Source organism: Ruegeria sp. G10 (assembly GCF_056533645.1).
In genome coordinates this window covers 18,562-35,095 of sequence record NZ_JBQFOQ010000020.1, presented here as the reverse complement: position 1 = coordinate 35,095, position 16,534 = coordinate 18,562, and the positions used below count along the sequence as shown (strand labels likewise).

General features: G+C 57.5%; 12 protein-coding genes. 6 read left to right on the top strand and 6 right to left on the bottom strand.

Features of this window, described 5'->3' with window-relative positions:
- Positions 1-448: 448 nt before the first annotated feature.
- The 3 genes from ACR0KM_RS20585 to ACR0KM_RS20575 all read right to left on the bottom strand — a co-directional run bounded on the left by ACR0KM_RS20585 (position 449) and on the right by ACR0KM_RS20575 (position 4,136).
- Positions 449-2,137, bottom strand: a complete 1,689-nt coding sequence (locus ACR0KM_RS20585) for a Na/Pi cotransporter family protein (protein WP_480858545.1) — start codon at positions 2,135-2,137, stop codon at positions 449-451.
- An 85-nt stretch (positions 2,138-2,222) separates the two neighbouring features.
- The gene (locus ACR0KM_RS20580) at positions 2,223-2,999 is read right to left on the bottom strand and encodes a DeoR/GlpR family DNA-binding transcription regulator (protein WP_480858543.1); all 777 of its coding nucleotides are present in this window, start codon (positions 2,997-2,999) and stop codon (positions 2,223-2,225) included.
- 186 nt (positions 3,000-3,185) lie between these two features.
- Entirely contained in the window at positions 3,186-4,136 is a 951-nt protein-coding gene (locus ACR0KM_RS20575) for a GlxA family transcriptional regulator (protein ID WP_480858541.1), read from the bottom strand.
- A gap of 191 nt (positions 4,137-4,327) precedes the next feature.
- Here ACR0KM_RS20575 and ACR0KM_RS20570 point away from each other — a divergent pair, with 191 nt between their 5' ends.
- The 5 genes from ACR0KM_RS20570 (at position 4,328) to ACR0KM_RS20550 (ending at position 10,698) form a co-directional block, all read left to right on the top strand.
- Complete coding sequence (locus ACR0KM_RS20570; protein WP_480858539.1) at positions 4,328-5,038, top strand: GntR family transcriptional regulator; 711 nt, start codon at positions 4,328-4,330, stop codon at positions 5,036-5,038.
- An 8-nt stretch (positions 5,039-5,046) separates the two neighbouring features.
- Positions 5,047-5,964, top strand: a complete 918-nt coding sequence (locus ACR0KM_RS20565) for a dihydrodipicolinate synthase family protein (RefSeq protein WP_480820983.1) — start codon at positions 5,047-5,049, stop codon at positions 5,962-5,964.
- A 3-nt stretch (positions 5,965-5,967) separates the two neighbouring features.
- Positions 5,968-7,464 carry an aldehyde dehydrogenase gene (locus tag ACR0KM_RS20560; protein WP_480858537.1) on the top strand — a complete coding sequence of 499 codons (1,497 nt, stop codon included), beginning with the start codon at positions 5,968-5,970 and terminating at the stop codon, positions 7,462-7,464.
- Complete coding sequence (locus tag ACR0KM_RS20555; RefSeq protein WP_480858535.1) at positions 7,464-8,801, top strand: NAD(P)/FAD-dependent oxidoreductase; 1,338 nt, start codon at positions 7,464-7,466, stop codon at positions 8,799-8,801. Before ACR0KM_RS20560 ends, ACR0KM_RS20555 begins: the two co-directional genes overlap by 1 nt.
- 70 nt (positions 8,802-8,871) lie before the next feature.
- On the top strand, positions 8,872-10,698 hold the full coding sequence (locus tag ACR0KM_RS20550) for a BCCT family transporter (protein ID WP_480858534.1): 1,827 nt from the start codon (positions 8,872-8,874) through the stop codon (positions 10,696-10,698).
- 147 nt (positions 10,699-10,845) lie between these two features.
- Here ACR0KM_RS20550 and ACR0KM_RS20545 read toward each other — a convergent pair whose 3' ends face one another.
- The 3 genes from ACR0KM_RS20545 to ACR0KM_RS20535 all read right to left on the bottom strand — a co-directional run bounded on the left by ACR0KM_RS20545 (position 10,846) and on the right by ACR0KM_RS20535 (position 15,289).
- Positions 10,846-12,399, bottom strand: a complete 1,554-nt coding sequence (locus tag ACR0KM_RS20545) for a trimethylamine methyltransferase family protein (RefSeq protein ID WP_480858532.1) — start codon at positions 12,397-12,399, stop codon at positions 10,846-10,848.
- A gap of 239 nt (positions 12,400-12,638) precedes the next feature.
- Complete coding sequence (locus ACR0KM_RS20540) at positions 12,639-14,819, bottom strand: xanthine dehydrogenase family protein molybdopterin-binding subunit (RefSeq protein WP_480858530.1); 2,181 nt, start codon at positions 14,817-14,819, stop codon at positions 12,639-12,641.
- A gap of 5 nt (positions 14,820-14,824) precedes the next feature.
- On the bottom strand, positions 14,825-15,289 hold the full coding sequence (locus ACR0KM_RS20535) for a (2Fe-2S)-binding protein (RefSeq protein WP_480858528.1): 465 nt from the start codon (positions 15,287-15,289) through the stop codon (positions 14,825-14,827).
- 239 nt (positions 15,290-15,528) lie between these two features.
- Between ACR0KM_RS20535 and ACR0KM_RS20530 the strand changes: the two genes are divergently transcribed.
- Complete coding sequence (locus tag ACR0KM_RS20530; protein ID WP_480858527.1) at positions 15,529-16,416, top strand: AraC family transcriptional regulator; 888 nt, start codon at positions 15,529-15,531, stop codon at positions 16,414-16,416.
- Positions 16,417-16,534 lie beyond the last annotated feature (118 nt).

The window sequence follows — 16,534 nt, the reverse complement described above, 5'->3', positions numbered from 1 at the left end:
TATAGACGGTCAGCTCGGTTTCGGCGGCCGCTGCGGTGGCCATCAGGGCACCGGCGACGATTGCTGCAAACTTGGACGTGGTTTTTTTCATGTTTTCCTCTGTTGAGTTGATTTTGACGCTCGCGCCATTCTTCCGGGGCGCTTGATTATTTATTTTAGATGACAGTAATTTGACAGAAACTAGAAACTAAAATCGATAATACCTACTATATTATAAAATTAACTTATAGAACTTTTTGCACCTTAATTATATTGCATATCAATAACTTATGACCGCTCAACCAAAGCGATAGCGATCGCCTTCCTGGACAGTTTCCGAATTAACCCTCTGCCCAGCAATCTGCCGAGGGTCATGTGGCTGGCCGCTGTACCAAACGACCACCGAAACTGTGACGCAGAAGCCAAAAAGAAGGGCCCTTGGACGATTCTAGCGAATCATTTGAGACGATCATGTCTGCGCCTCGCGCTCACGCGGCGGCAAATCCTCGATCAGCCGTGTCTCGAGCAACTGACCATTCGAGTACAGGATCGGTGTGGAAATGGCCGCGATATGGCTGTTGAATTCACGCAAGGCACGCAAGGTTTCGAGATGCACATCGCTGGTCTCGAAACTATCGATCATACCGTTCTGCAGTCGGCGGAAATGCCGTTTTCGACTGTCACGTTCGGCACGTTTGATTTCCGTCTTCTCCGAATTCAACAACCGGGCACTTTCCAGATCTTCCGAGAGGATCACATTGGTCGCCAGTTTCAGATTGGCCAGAATCTTCTCGTGCATTTCCTGCAGTTCGGACCAGCCCTCGGGAGAAAACTGCTTGCCGGTCTCTTGCAGCTCTTCCGCCAGTACAGTCAATCGCTTGGCCACCACATCACCGGCAGTTTCAAGCCTGACCGCATATTCCAGCACATCGCGCGCCTCATCTGAATGCCGCGAGTCCATTTTTTCTGATGGCAAAGACGCCACGAAACTTCGGATGTCCGTCAGGCACTGGTTCACATCCAGATCAATCGCCCGCACGGCTTCGATCTGCTCGGCATCACCCGAGCGATACAGCCCAAGCAACGGGCTAAACATCATTTGCACCAGATCAGCCATCCGCAGAAGCTCGCGTTTGAGCGCCGAAACCGCCAGTGCCGGAGTGCCGGCCAACTCCGGATCCAGTGCGCTGATCGGGCGCGCTGTGGGATCGGTGCCCGCTTCGGGCGGCACATCCGGGAACATGCGCTGGAACGGGGCCTGAAGCAAAGCACAGAACGGCAGCGACAGGATCAGCAGCGACGCATTGAAGGCAAGATGTGCATTCACAAGCATCTGACCATGATAGTCGCCGCTCAGCACTCCGGCGCGCAGGGATAGATTGGCGGTAAACAGACACAGTATGGCCCAGACCCCCCTCAACGCCAGATTCGCGAATGGTATCCGCCGGGCGCAGGGCTCCATCCCGCGGGTCAGCCAAACCGGGATCAGTGCACTGCCCAGATTGGCACCCAGGACCAGCGACAGGCCCGCCGAAAAAGGTAACGCGCCAATCTGCACCAACGTGACGCACATCAGAATGGCCGCGACCGAGCTGTGCATAACAAATGCCAACGCACCGCCCACAAGAAAGGCGGTGATATAGTCGCGGACAAGGTAGTCGGCAATTGCCGGCAAAAACGCGCTGTCGCGGATGGGGTCCATCGCTTCGCGCAAAAATCGCAAAGAGATCAGAATGAACGCGATACCCATCAGGATGCGCCCGATCTGGCGCGGCTTCTTGCGTTCGGTCTTGACGAACAGCCAGCCACCTACGGCCAGCAGCAGCGGCACCAACCAGTCCAGCCGGAACGACAAAATCTGGATCACCAACGCCGAGCCCAGATCGCCACCCAAAACAATTGCCAGACCCGCCGGAAATGCCAGATACCCCCCCGCTGCGAAGCCGGAAGACAGCAACGCAACCGCGGCCGAACTCTGTAGGACCACCGCCAGAACCATCCCTGTAAGACTGGCACCCAGCATACTGTCATTGCGGGTAAGCACCCGCTGAAATGATGCGCCATAGCTGCGTTCGATCCCGGTGCGCACCATACGAACAGCAAACAGCAGAAGCATCGTGGCCCCCGCCAGTTGTGTCAAAAATATTAGAATTGCCATACTGCTTTATCTTTCTGCCCGTTTTGACTGCGGGTCTTCTGGTCTGGGGGAATTTTGTTAAGATCGCCTTGAGAGGTCAGCACCATCATCCGATAACCTCCACCTTGATCTGCCAACGCTCAAGCTTTGCGGACAGCTTCTTACCCGGAGTTGCGTCGCTCACCAGCTTTGCAACAAGTTGCGGGTTGAAGCCCTGATGGGGTGCCACTGCACCAAACTTCTGATGAACCATGGCCACAATCAGCTGCTCGGTCCGTTCAGCAACGACCGAGGCCAGCTCGGCCTCCGCCGGGTCCTGGTACATGAAGCCCGCTTTTGCATTCAGGGCATCCGCACTGAGGATAGCGAAATCATACAGATAGCGCCGCGCCTGACTTTCCGCGACAAAACCAAATGCACCCAGATTATCGCTTTGCATCTCGCCACCCAGCAGGAAAACCCGGTTGCCCTGATGCCCCACCAAACTGTGGGCAACTTTGGACGAATTGGTCACAACGCGAAGATTGCTTTTGACCCGCAGCGCCTCGGTTACGAAAGCGGTGGTGCTGCCGACATCCAGAAACAGAAAAGCACCATCTGGGATAAGTCTTACGATCGCCTCGGCGATCTGTTGCTTCTCGGTGATGTGCTCACCCAGACGCTGGAAGTAGTTCCCATCATATTGCGAGCCTGACAGACGCGCCGCCCCGTGCGCACGCGAAATAAGACCAAGCTTCGAGAGGGACTTGACCGTCCGTCGGATCGTTTCCTCAGAAACATCCAGAAAACTGGCCAGCTCTGCATTTCGCGCATCCCCACCGAGGCTGCGCAAAGCTTCCAGCAATTGCATCTCACGGGGTGAGAGAGATATCTGATCCGTCATCTTCCCGTCCATCCTTGACGGACGGGTTTAGCAAAACGGGCGCAGAAGTCCACATTTTTGTTGGCAGGTTACAATAATACCCACACCATTGCCCAATGAATTGCTCAAAAATCCTGATTTTCGGTCATATCGTGACAGTGCGGATGCCCGAATGCGCATGCCAGTCCACACAAAGGTGGCAATATATCAATCGATCTTGTTTTTCTGCATTTGAGGCGTGATGCCGAAATATGCCCGATACACACGCGAGAAATGGCCGGGGTTTTCGAACCCACAGGCTATCGCGACATCCGTGACCGAGGCTTCGGTCTGCAACAAGAGCTTCCGCGCCCGATCCAGCCGCATCTCCATAAAGTACTTTTTCGGCGACGCGTTGAGGAATTTGCCGAACAATCGCTCAAGCTGACGGGTCGAGATGCCAAGGTCGGCCGCAATTTCTGTAGGCGAGATCGGCGTTTCGATACTGCGTTCCATGATGTGGATCGCCTTCGCCAGATGTGCGTTGCGCATTCCATTGCGTGATTGCAATGAAACACGCTGTTCAGCGGTGGCATTGCGTACTGCGTTGTAAACCATCTGATCAGAGATCGAGACCGCCAGGTCATGACCATGATCCTGCTCGATCAGGTGCAGCATCAGATCCGCCGTCGCGGTTCCACCAGAGGCGCTGATATACTTGCCGTCTGCAGTGAACACGCTGCGCACAAGACGGACCTCGGGAAAGGCCTCCATAAAGCTGTCATGGTATTCCCAGTGGATTGCCGCCTCGCACCCGTCCAGAAAACCGGCCTCTGCCAACAGCCATGAGCCGGAGCAGAGCGCTCCGATTGGAGTCCCCAGCGCCCGCTCGCGCCGCAGAGCAGCCGACAGCGGGCGGGTTACATGGTTTCGCATATTGATCCCGGACAGCACGAACAGCCTGTCGCATTTGGGAATTTTCGCGATACCGCCATCGACAAGCGTAACGATGCCGTTGGAACAGGTCACCCGCTCTGCATTCTCGGACAGGATTGACCACTCGTACAGATCTTCGCCCTGCAACAGATTGGCAATCCTTAGCGGCTCGACCGCGCAGGAAAAGGCCAGGTGCGAAAACTCTTCTATCAGCAAAAATGCGAAATGCTGTGGCTTGGACATCTTTACCTTCGTACCAGAGTTCCGATTGCGCGCCAAAGCCAGCCATGACTCGAGCCGAGCAATTGTCTGCGTATTTCTATCGTGATCAAATTGCATACTGCATATTTTTTTTATTGTACACAATTTGAATTTTCTTGTAAGGCCGCACCGAACGAATGGAAGTGATTGCGCGTTCGCAGCGGAGTAATTTGATGAAAGATGCAGCCCGGCGCCGGAAGTCAGAGCTTTATGATCATCTGAAAACTTCAATCCTGACACTGACGCTCAGCCCGGGCGTAGATCTTGATGAGGCCTCGCTTTCTGAAGAGTTTGAAGTTTCACGCACCCCGCTGCGCGAGGTGTTCCGGCAGCTTGCGGGCGAAGGCTATGTCGAGCTGCGCGAAAACCGCGGTGCGCGCGTGTCTGGCATGTCATACACAACACTGCGCGATTTCTTTCTGGCCGCACCAATGATTTATGGGGCGATCCTTCAACTGGCCGCAAAAAATGCCAAGCCTGCGCAAATTGAGCACCTGAAACAATCGCAGGACGCATTCAGAACCGCGCTGCGATCTGGGTCGAGTGCGGAGCGCGCGTTGGCCAACAACCGGTTCCACGAGATCACCGGTGACATGGCCGACAATGTGTATCTGCAGCCGTCTTTCAAACGCCTGCTGATCGACCACGCCCGAATCGGAATGACCTTTTATCGGCCACAGGATGCATCGATGGCCGAGAACCTGTCGCAAGCCAGCGCCCAGCACGACGCCATCATCACCGCCATCGAGGCGGGTGATGAGGCGGCTGCTGCGCAGCTGGCCATCGATCACTGGAACCTCTCACGCGACCAGATCGAGCTGTTTGTCACGCCTGCCGGGCTTGACCTGCCGCTGGGCACAGTGGCGCGAAAAACCCCTGCATGAGGATGTAAATGACTCCCCTGTTCAGATTTGAAGGGATCTACACGCCCGTCGTGACCCCATATTACGAGGATGGCAGCGTCAATTGGGACGCCTTGTCGGACGTGATCGACTACCTGATCGAAAACGGTGTGCACGGTCTGATCTCGGGCGGCTCAACCGGCGAGAACTATGCTCAGACCGTCGCCGAGCGCCTTGAGGTCGCAAGGTTCACCCACGAGCGCCTCAAGGGACGTTTGCCTCTGGTGGTGGGCACGGGTGCGATGATGACGCCGGACTCGATCGCACTGGCTGCGGGCGCGCGCGAGATCGGCGCGGATTCGATCCTGCTGGCCAGCCCGGCCTATTCAGTACCGACCGACCGGGAAAACGCCTTGAATGCGCTGGCCATCGACAAGGCCGCCGATCTGCCGGTGATGCTGTATAACTACCCTCACCGCACCGGCACCATGATGGGTGAGGAGTTTCTGGACCGTGTGGGCCGTAGCCGGAACTTCTGCGGCATCAAAGAAAGCTCGGGCGATATCAACCGGGTGCATCTGCTGGCGCGCGACTATCCGCATATTCAGCTGGGTTGCGGCATGGATGATCAGGCGCTGGAATTCTTTGCCTGGGGCGCGCCCTTCTGGGTCTGTGGTGGATCGAACTTCCTGCCTGCGGAACACGTGGCGTTGTACAACGCCTGCGTTGTCGAGGGCAATTTCGACAAGGGCCGCCGCATCATGAGCGCGATGCTACCGCTGATGCATGTGCTGGAACAGGGTGGCAAGTTCATCCAGACCATCAAACATGGTGTCACCATGAACGGCATAGACGCTGGCATCATGCGCCCCCCGCTGCGCGGGTTGAACAAAGATGACAAACGCGCGCTGGAACAGGTGACCCGCGTGTTGAAACGCAAAATCGCAGATATCGTGGCGGAGGGATAAGGCATGAGCTTGCTGACACAGGACGAGTACAAATCCATCGCAGCAGATCTGGACCTGCCCACTGGCGCTTTCATCGATGGCAGCTTCCGCCCGGCAATGTCGGGCAAGACCTTTACTAGCACCAACCCGGCCACAAGCGAGACTCTGGCCGAGATCGCCGCCTGCAGTGCCGAAGACGTCGATTTCGCGGTGGAAAAGGCGCGCGAAGCCTTCGAGGATGGCCGCTGGTCAAAGCTCCACCCGTCCGAGCGCAAAGATGTGCTGATCCGGCTGTGCAAACTGATGACCCGCAACGCGCGCGAATTGGCCGTGATGGAGAGCATCGACAGCGGCAAGACGATCTTTGACTGCGAAACTGTCGACGTGCCCGAAACCATCCACTGCCTGAAATGGCACGCCGAGGCGATCGACAAGATCTATGATCAGGTCTCACCCGCGTCTGACGATCACATCGCCATGGTCGTGCGTGAACCGATTGGCGTCGTGGGGCTTGTGCTGCCGTGGAACTTCCCGCTGCTGATGCTGGCATGGAAGATCGGCCCGGCCCTGGCCGCCGGATGTTCGTTGGTTGTTAAACCGGCTGTCGAAACCACGCTGACGGCGCTGCGTGTGGCCGAACTGGCGATGGAGGCGGGCGTCCCGGCTGGCGTGCTGAACATCGTCCCCGGCGGTGGGGCCGATGTGGGCGAGCCAATCGGGCGTCACATGGATATCGACGTGGTCTCATTCACCGGCTCGACCGTGACGGGCAAGCGGTTTCTGACCTATTCGGCAGAGTCGAATGCGAAGGAGGTCGTGCTTGAGATGGGGGGCAAGAACCCCGCCATTGTGATGGACGACGCCGAGAATCTGGATCGCGTGGCCCATCATCTGGTCAATGGTGCGTTCTGGAACATGGGCGAGAACTGCTCGGCCAGTTCGCGGCTGATCGTACACAGGAAAGTGAAGACTGAATTGCTGCAGCGAATCGCGCACCATACCAAGCATTGGAACATCGGCGACCCGCTGGACCCCGAAACCCGCATGGGGGCCTTGGTCTCGGAAGGACACTACAACAAAGTGCGCAGCTATCTTGAACAGGTCGACACTGTGATCATCGGGGGGCATGCAGACAATGGCTTTGTCGAGGCGACTGTCGTCGAAGTGCCTGACAACACTTCAATTCTGGCGCGCGAAGAGATTTTTGGACCGGTATTATCGGTCATCGAAGTCACGGGATTCGACGAGGTGATTTCAGTTGCAAATGACACCGATTACGGACTGTGCGCGTCGATTTTCACTGCCAATGCAAAACGCGCCATCCGTGGCGCACGGGCCCTGCGCGCAGGAACTGTGACAGTTAACAGCTTTGGCGAGGGCGACATCACGACGCCGTTTGGAGGCTATAAACAGTCGGGTTTTGGTGGTCGCGACAACTCGATTCACGCCCATGATCAGTACACCCAACTGAAAACGATCTGGATTGATCTTTCCGATGACGCTGATGAGGCCGTGAGTTAATGCGGTACACCGCGAAATCGCTGCCGGTTCACCGCGGACCTGCAGCATGGAACGCCATATTGGGCGGCCAGGCTCCGGCAACGGTGCTTGAGGACAATCAGCGCGCTGACTTTGCGATCATCGGAGCAGGGTTTGCAGGCCTATCCGCTGCCCGTCGCATCCTGCAACTGCAACCCGAGGCCAGCGTGGCCGTTATCGAGGCCGGACGTATCGCGGAAGGTGCCGCAGGCCGCAACTCGGGCTTTATGATTGATCTGCCCCACGACCTGGCGTCGGAAGACTATTCGGGCGGCGGTGACGACCGCAAGGTAATCGCACTGAACCGTCATGCGATCAGTTTTGCGCGTACAGCGGTTGAGGAATACCAGATCGATCCGAATTTCTTTGACGAAGCGGGCAAGGTCAATGGTGCGGCCAGTGCAATCGCCGAAGCACATAACAAAAGCTATGCGCAGCATCTGGCGACGCTGGATGAAGACAGCCAGACTTTGGATGCGCAACAGATGCACGAGTTGACGGGCTCGCGCCACTATCGCTCGGGGCTTTACACGTCCGGGACGGTCATGTTGCAGCCCGCTGGCTACATACGCGGGTTGGCCGATGGTCTGGCCGGACAGGGCGTGCGTATGTTTGAGAACAGCCCTGTCCTTGGCTTTGAACGCGCCGTCGATAACTGGTGCGTGAAAACGGAAAAAGGAGTGGTCACGGCCGCGAAGGTAATCCTAACTGTCAACGGCCATCTGGAAAGCTTTGGTATCGCGCGCAACCGCCTGATGCAGCTATTCTTGTTTGCGGCGATGACACCCGCGCTGGATACAGATGCGTTGAAGAAACTGGGTGGCCACCCGCGCTGGGGCGTGACGCCATCGGATCCCATGGGCACAACAATGCGCCGCATCGATACCAGACAGGGTGGGAACCGGATCATCACACGAACCTGCGCGGCCCTGCGTCCGGGCATGGCCTCTTCCGGCAAAGATCTAAAGCGCGCCGGTCGGGTTATGCGGCGCAAGTTTGACCAACGTTTTCCACAGTTGGCCGGGACCCAGATGGAATACCAATGGGCCGGACATCTGTGCCTCAGCCTCAATGGCGTCTCGGTTACACGGGAAATTGATCGTGGTGTCTACTCTGGTTGCGTCCAAAACGGGCTGGGGACCGCACGCGGCACGTTGACAGGTATTGCCGCGGCCGAGCTTGCCTGCAATCATAAATCGGACATTATCGAACACTTCGGTTCCGAAGACAGACCGAAACAGCTGCCACCGCAACCCTTTCGGGAGATCGGAGCAAATGTCGTCCTAAGATGGAAGGAATGGAAAGCATCCGAAGAATAAGACTGCTGTGCAATCATGCCAACAAGAATAGCCATCGAATGGCGACCGAACGCGACACGGGAGGAATTAGATGTCGATAAAAGAACCATTTACAGATCTGGACATAAAAACTGCGGATGGCGGTTTTTATGAGAACTACAGCGTACCCATTGCACTGATCAGTAAGGCGATCATGGTTGGTCTGGTGCTATGGGCCCTGGTGTTTCCGGCCAACGCAAATGGCACGCTGGGCAGCCTGAACGGCCGTCTGCTTGAAAGCTTCAACAGCTTCTACGTCATCATCGTAGGGCTGTTTTTCTTCTTTCTGGCCGCTGTGGCGATCATCCCCGGCACGGGCAAACGGATCATGGGTACACCGGGCGAAAAGCCGGAGTTTTCGAACTTCTCCTGGTTCTCGATGATGTTTGGTGCTGGTCTGGGCGTCGGCCTGATGGTGTTCGCGACCGCCGAGCCTCTGGGGCTGTGGGGCTCGAACCCCGTGGTGGTCGCAGGCGACGTGCCGGGCAACGAGCCCGAAGCAATCCAGTCCGCTTATCGCTACACCTATTTGCACTACGGCTTTCACGCATGGGCGATCTATGTGATCACCGGTTTGTCGCTGGCCTACTACGCCTACACCCGCGACATGCCACTGACCATTCGATCCGCCCTGACACCCTTGTTCGGCAAGCTGATGAACGGCTTTCTGGGCCACGTTGTCGACGTGCTGGGCGTTGTGGCAACCATTCTGGGTGTGTCGGTGACGATCGGCTATGGCATCAGCCAGTTCATTGACGGTGTCTATGCGATCACCGGCATGGAATGGGTGATGGATCTGGGCGGCGAAGTTCCGACCCCATCCAAAGTCGGCCTGATCGCTGGCTTGGTAACCATCATGACGCTGTCGATCATCTCGGCTGTGTCGGGTGTTGGCCGCGGCGTTAAGTACCTGTCGAACCTGAACCTGGTTTTGTCGATCATCCTTCTGGGCACATTTGTCGTATTCGGCTCGTTCGTTTTCGCCATGACCACCTATGGCACGGCGATGGTCGACTACATCCTGCACTTCATCTCTCTGAGCTTCAGCGCATATGGCCCGCTGTCGTCCGAAGCGTTCGCGGCAGCTCTACCTGCCGAAGCACAGGCGCATGCAGAGGCTCTGATGGGCGGCGCAACCAATGCCTGGGGCAGCTTTGACGGCTTCAAGAGCGGTCTGGAAGGCGCGGCAGCAGAACTGGATGAGGCGACGCTGGCCGCCGCATATGCCGCAGGTGAGCAGGGTCGTCAGTTTGGCTGGCAGTCCGGCTGGACCACGTTCTACTGGGCCTGGTGGATCGCGTTCTCGCCGTTTGTGGGCCTGTTCCTGGCGCGCATCTCGAAGGGCCGCACCGTGCGCGAATTCATCCTGGGCTGTGTCTTTGCACCGGCGCTGGTGTGTTTCGCATGGATGACCGTTCTGGGTGGCACCGCGATTGATCTGGAACTGGCGGGTGAAGCTGGTGGCGCGATCATCGGGGCATCGAACACCAACAAGCTGTTCGTGACGCTGTCCTACATGATCGATGGCGGTCTGCTGTCGATGCTGAACGTGATGTGTGTGATCCTGATCATGACCTTCCTCGTGACCTCTGCGGACTCGGGCATCCTTGTGATGAACACCATCATGTCGGGCGGCAGCCAGGAGACTGGTGTCAAGCACCGCATCATCTGGGGTCTGATCCTGACCGCTGTGATCGGCGCGCTGATCCTTGCTGCGGGCGAAAACAACCCGCTGGACGCATTGCGCAACGCGATGATCATCGGGGCCCTACCCTTCACCATGGTGATGGGCCTTATGATGATATCACTGGGCAAAGCGCTTTATCGCGATGGTCTGCGTGACAAAAGAGGTGACACTGCGGCTCAAGCCGCCGAATAAGCTGCCTCGGCACCGCTAAAAAACCAGGAAACGCCGCCCCGTAACGGGCGGCGTTTTTCCCGTCATCCGACCCTGTCCAATACAACCAGAAAAACAAAAGACCCATCTCAAAACAGAGATGGGCCAGTAAAACGGAAAACCGCCGCTTCAATAGGTCTGATTCAACTCATCTGCGGCGGGGATTTCACGTTCTCGGCGCGCAATATAGTCCAATAGCTCTTCGTTCTTGGCTTCGTCCAGCTTCGGCTCCTGATACTCGGCCAAGAGCTTACGCGCATGTTTGAGCGCACGTTCAGTGACCTCGACGCTTCCCTCGGCCTGCCATTGCTCGATCGAGTTGTTGTCGAACAGGTCCGGCATGAAGAAAGCCTGTTGAAAGTTCTCCTGCGTGTGCGGATGGCCCAGATAATGACCCCCCGGCCCGACATCAGGAACTGCCGCCACCGCCTGATCAAAATCATGCCATTTGGGGCCTTCCGCCATGCGATAGGCCATCGCACATTGCTCGGCATCGACGATGAACTTGGCGACAGAACAATGCATCCCGGCCTCATTCCAGCCGGCCGAGTGCCAGATGTAATTTGCCCCAGAGTGGATCACAGCGCTCAGGGTGGTGGCGGATTCGTATCCGGCTTGCGCGTCAAACGTCTTGGCGCCACCCAATGTGTTCGAAGTGCGCCATGGCACGTCATAGAACCGTGCCATTTGGCCAATCATGAAGTTCATCAAACTGATCTCGGGCGTGCCAGCCATGGGCGCGCCAGACTTCATCGACACCGTGGAAAGATAGTGCCCGTAGATGGCAGGCGCTCCGCGCCGGATGACCTGTGTATAAGCCAATGCGCTCAGCGCTTCTGCATTTAGCTGCGCCACCGTAGCGGGTACGCTAGCGGGCGTATTTGCCCCACCCAGCACAAACGGCGAGCACAGAACCGGCTGATTGCGACGGCAAAAGGCCCGCATTGCACCGAGCATTGTCTCATCCCAAACCAGCGGAGAGTTTCCGTTGCAGTTGCCCGTGGTCACCGGATGATCCTCAAGGTACTTTTCGCCAAACAGGATCGCGCACATCTCCATCACATCTTCGGCGTTCTTGGGCGAGGTGGTCATGCCCATGAAGGTCTTGTCCGAGTGCTTCATGGATGAATAGGTGATCCGCAGATGTCGCTGGCTGATGGGGTGATCATAGGGCTCGACAATATGATGCGCCGAGGAATGCAGCGCTGGCATCATGTGCGCCAGTTTGTGGAACATTGCCAGATCGTCCAGCGTCGGGTTGCGGCGCACGTCATCAAGATCACGCAGAAAAGGCGCGCCGGTCATCGGCACAAAGATCGAGTGATTTCCACCCAACCGAACGTTCTTTGCCGGGTCGCGCGCGTGATAAGTAAAACTCGACGGGATAGTTGCGATCAGTTCGCGCACCATCTCCCGGTCAAGGAAGACGAGTTCGCCTTCCACCTTGGCGCCGGCTTTCTTCCAGTCTTCCAGCGCAATCGGGTCACGAAACTGAACACCAACATTCTCGAGAATATCCATCGAGGCCGCATCGATCCGTTCGACATGCGCCGGATCCATCACTTCGCACAGTGGTATACCGCGCGTCAGGCCCGGAAGCATGTCAAACTTGGGGGCAGTTCGGATAGCGCGGCGGGCCGACCGACCGCCCGATCGGGACCGGGTCACCGTTTCTGTCGTCATCAGGTTTCTCCAGCAGTTTCCACGATCTTCTCAGCTTTGACCGTGACAAACTTGACGATTCCCGAAACCCGTTTGCAGGAAACGACATCGCACATCACCCGGATCAAAAAAACTCAACAACGCATGTCGCCTGCTGGGGTGAAGACTTCGGCTTTGCTTTTTCGCACCACCAGTGGCTTTCTGTCGTCCATGAGGCGGGCTGTACCGCAGCGCTGGAGGCCTGCGATACAGCCGTTTGGTCAAACGAAATAGACGCCGTTTTCGTTCATCGGCAGCTCGGAAACCCGCAGGTCCAGCTCGGCGATGGCATTGGCCAACGCCGGAGCAGCGGGCGGTGTTCCGGGTTCGCCGATGCCGGTGGGCGCGTGATCCGAAGGCACGATATGGGTTTCAATCGCTTGGATATCCGAGATCCGCAGTGGCTCATAATCGGGAAAGTTGGATTGTTCGACCACGCCGCCATCCAGCGTGATCTGATCCCGCATCGCATGGCCGATCCCATAACCAATGCCACCTTCGATCTGGGCCTTGATCACGTCCGGATTGACCGCGATACCACAATCGACGGCTGCGGTCACTTTCTCAATTCGGATGCCATCATCCAGATTTCCTGAAACCTCGACCACCTCGGCCACGTATGACCCAAAGGATTTGTGCACCGCCACACCCTGCACGTTTCCAGGTGCGGGGCTGCCCCAATTGCCTTTCTCAGCCGCGAGTTTGAGCACACCGGCCTTGCGAGCCTGATCGGTGTCTTCGCCGCTCAGATACGCAAGGCGGAATGCGACCGGGTCCTGACCTGTCGCCTTTGCGGCCATGTCCATCATAACTTCCATAACATAGCCGGTATGCGTATGACCAACCGAGCGCCACCACAACACAGAGGTCGCCTTTTCGGTATCCGTCAGGCCCACAGCCATACCCGGGATCGCATAGGGGCTGTCTGCCAGACCCTCGACACTGGAATGGTCTATGCCGTCATGGACCAGCACGGCCTCGAAAGGGGTGCCTTTGATTACCGGCTGACCGGCCACTTGATGCTGCCAACCTACGATGGCACCGGTCTCGTCCAGACCCACCCGCACCTTGTGACCGAAGGCGGGGCGATAATATCCGCCGCGGATATCGTCCTCGCGATCCCAGACCAGTTTGACCGGGCGCGTCCGATCAGTCAGCACGAAGGCCAGCGCAGCCTCAACCTGATAATCCGCATCCGGTGTCGCGCGGCGCCCGAATGAGCCCCCGGCCAGCATGGTATTGATGTGGATCTTCTCTGCGGGCAGATCGAAAATCTGCTGATAGGCCATGTGGGGACCGGTCGGCATCTGGGCACCATCGTGCAGCACGATGTCACCTTCGGCGGTCTGCTCGATGGTACAATTCAAGGGCTCCATCGGGGCATGTGCCAACAACGGGAAATAAAAGGTCTTCTCTACCACCGTCGCAGCGCTATCCACTGCAGCGGCAACCGCCGCCTGATCCGCTTTGTTGACATTGTAGGTCGGTGCCGCGTCCAGCGCCGCCATGATCTCGTCCCGGATTTCCTGCGAGGACCGGGTTTCCGCAGCCGAGAGGTCCCATTCTACATCCAACGCCTCCCGCGCTAGCATCGCGGCCCAGGTGTTTTCGGCATAGACTGCAACGCCATGTTTGGTCGGCAGCGTTTGGGCCATGATAAAGCCTTTCACCTCTTTGGAGGCGCTGTCGTCAAAACCCGCAACAGTGCCGCCGCGCTGCGGGGTTCGCTTGACCATAACGACCATTTGATTGTCCAGATGTATATCCATGGCAAACTTGGCAGCGCCATTGACCTTGACCGGGCTGTCCTTGCGGCGCGTATCCGGATTGCCGATGATCTTCCATTCGGACGGGTCGCGCAGGCGCGGCGTCTCGGACGGTGCAAAGCTGGCTGCGGCAGCGACGAAAGTCCCCAAAGGGGCCGACTTGCCAGCACCTGTGATCATACCCTGCTGAATATCCAGCGCGTCAGGCTGGACCCCCCAGGCCTCAGCCGCCGCTTTGATCAGCATCTCGCGGGCATTCGCACCAGCGGTCCGATACTGCATCCATGAATTCGCCATCGCGGTAGAGCCGCCGGTACCCTGAAACGGGCCGAACAGGGTGTTATTGTAGACGTTCGGGTCAGACGGCGCGAATTCGTAGCCGATCTGCTCCATCGTGACACCCAATTCTTCGGCAATCAGCGAGGTCAGGCCGGTAGCAGGCCCCTGCCCTTTTTCAAAGTGCTTTACAATCGCGACCACGTTGCCATTGCTGTCAATCTTGACGAACGGGTTCAGCATCGCGTCCGGCTGAGCGGACGCGGCCATCGCGCCTTTGGCATTGGTGCCAACATACAGGATCGTCGCGGCGGCGGCGGCGGATTTCAGGAACCCGCGGCGGGAAAAATCAGCTGTCATTTGTCTTAGACCTCCAAAATCTCGGATGCGCGCAGAACTCCGGCACGAATGCGCTGGTAAGTGGCGCAGCGGCAGGCGTTTCCATGCATGTATTCGTCGACATCTTCTGCCGTGGGCTTGCCGTTCTCGCGCAGCAAACCAACCGCATTCATGATCTGACCGGATTGGCAATAGCCGCACTGAACCACATCCAACTCAAGCCACGCCTGCTGCACAGCCGCGCCGATCTTGTCCTGATCGATAACCTCGATGGTGGTGATTTCGGCGTCTTCGACGTCCTCAATGTACGTCTGGCAAGACCGGATCGGCTCACCATTCATGTGAACCGTGCAGGCTCCGCACGACGCTACGCCGCATCCGAACTTGGTACCCGTCAACTTCAGCTCATCCCGGATGACCCACAAAAGCGGTGTACCGGGTTCGGCCTCGACGGTATGGGTCTGACCATTGAGTTTCAGTTCGATTGCCATGGGTTCAAACTCTCCTCTTTTTGCAAATTTTTGCGAATGTATGGCAGCGGCGTGCTTCGCTGCATTGCGCGAAACCGCTGACAGGGGGACGTCAATTGTCTGATTACAAACCTAGCGCTCTGCAGCCGAAAGCCACTGCCTTATTCTCCGAATGATCTGCCCAATCCTCCGGCAGGTGTTGGTTGGTTGTTTTCAGACTGCGCGAAACCTTTATATCTCGAAGGACAGGAGGGTTGGCGATGGTACCGACGGATCTGGTTTCTGACGTATTCGAACTGGTTCAATCTAACGGCGCGATGGGCGTGGGATGTACCACCGGGGTCGATGGGCTATATGCGTTCTGTAATGATCAAACCACCGAATGCGCCGCTGGGTTCTACGAACCCGTGATGTGTCTGGTGCTGCAAGGCGCGAAAGAGGCCTATATTGGCGGCCGCGTGATCCGCTATGGCGCAGGTGACACCTTGATCGTCAGCCATGCGGTACCGGTCGAGGCCGCCGTCATCAAAGCCAGCACCGAAGAACCTTACGCAGCGCTGGCGCTGACGCTGGATCTTGCGATGGTGCGCAGTCTGGTCGACGAGATCGGCGAGGTGCAGGACGGCGACGCCCGAACACTGGACGTTGCCGCCTCGGATCAGGCACTGATCGACGCGGTGGCGCGCCTTTATCGCCTGTCGCACGATCGGGTCGAGGCCCGCGCGCTGGCACCGCTCGTCCTGAAGGAAATCCACTTCCGCCTGTTGCGCGCGCAACATGGCGCCATGCTGCGCCAGCTGTTGCGGCACGAAAGCCCTGCGAGCCGTATCTCAAAGACAATCGCCTTCATTCGAAGGAACTATAAAACCAGTATCCCGGTCGCAGATCTGGCCACTGAATCCGGCATGAGTCTTTCGGCCTTTCACGAACATTTCAAAGCTGTGACCGCCACGACTCCGCTGCAGTACCAGAAAGACCTGCGCCTGCTCGAAGCCCGACGTTTGCTTCAATCCGGCAACACATCCGTGGCCTCGGCGGCCTATGACGTGGGATATGAAAGCCCGACGCAGTTCAGTCGAGAGTACTCGCGCAAGTTCGGGCTGTCGCCCAGCGATCAGAAATCCGGCAGGACACTGATGGCGGGTTGACCACCCCTTTGCGCGAAGGTCGGCCATAGTCCGCCCCTTTCGCAGGATCCGTCGCCATTACCACGGGTTGCGGATAAAATCGCCTTGATCCCTTAAGGTGTTCGCGCTTATTCGTCTC

Excerpts from the sequence above, each read along its gene's own strand:
- ACR0KM_RS20530 (WP_480858527.1), top strand. The coding sequence starts at position 15,529 with ATGGTACCGACGGATCTGGTTTCTGACGTATTCGAACTGGTTCAATCT.
- ACR0KM_RS20555 (WP_480858535.1), top strand. The coding sequence starts at position 7,464 with ATGCGGTACACCGCGAAATCGCTGCCGGTTCACCGCGGACCTGCAGCA.
- ACR0KM_RS20575 (WP_480858541.1), bottom strand. The coding sequence starts at position 4,136 with ATGTCCAAGCCACAGCATTTCGCATTTTTGCTGATAGAAGAGTTTTCG.
- ACR0KM_RS20535 (WP_480858528.1), bottom strand. The coding sequence starts at position 15,289 with ATGGCAATCGAACTGAAACTCAATGGTCAGACCCATACCGTCGAGGCC.
- ACR0KM_RS20565 (WP_480820983.1), top strand. The coding sequence starts at position 5,047 with ATGACTCCCCTGTTCAGATTTGAAGGGATCTACACGCCCGTCGTGACC.
- ACR0KM_RS20545 (WP_480858532.1), bottom strand. The coding sequence starts at position 12,399 with ATGACGACAGAAACGGTGACCCGGTCCCGATCGGGCGGTCGGTCGGCC.
- ACR0KM_RS20560 (WP_480858537.1), top strand. The coding sequence starts at position 5,968 with ATGAGCTTGCTGACACAGGACGAGTACAAATCCATCGCAGCAGATCTG.
- ACR0KM_RS20580 (WP_480858543.1), bottom strand. The coding sequence starts at position 2,999 with ATGACGGATCAGATATCTCTCTCACCCCGTGAGATGCAATTGCTGGAA.
- ACR0KM_RS20585 (WP_480858545.1), bottom strand. The coding sequence starts at position 2,137 with ATGGCAATTCTAATATTTTTGACACAACTGGCGGGGGCCACGATGCTT.
- ACR0KM_RS20570 (WP_480858539.1), top strand. The coding sequence starts at position 4,328 with ATGAAAGATGCAGCCCGGCGCCGGAAGTCAGAGCTTTATGATCATCTG.
- ACR0KM_RS20540 (WP_480858530.1), bottom strand. The coding sequence starts at position 14,819 with ATGACAGCTGATTTTTCCCGCCGCGGGTTCCTGAAATCCGCCGCCGCC.
- ACR0KM_RS20550 (WP_480858534.1), top strand. The coding sequence starts at position 8,872 with ATGTCGATAAAAGAACCATTTACAGATCTGGACATAAAAACTGCGGAT.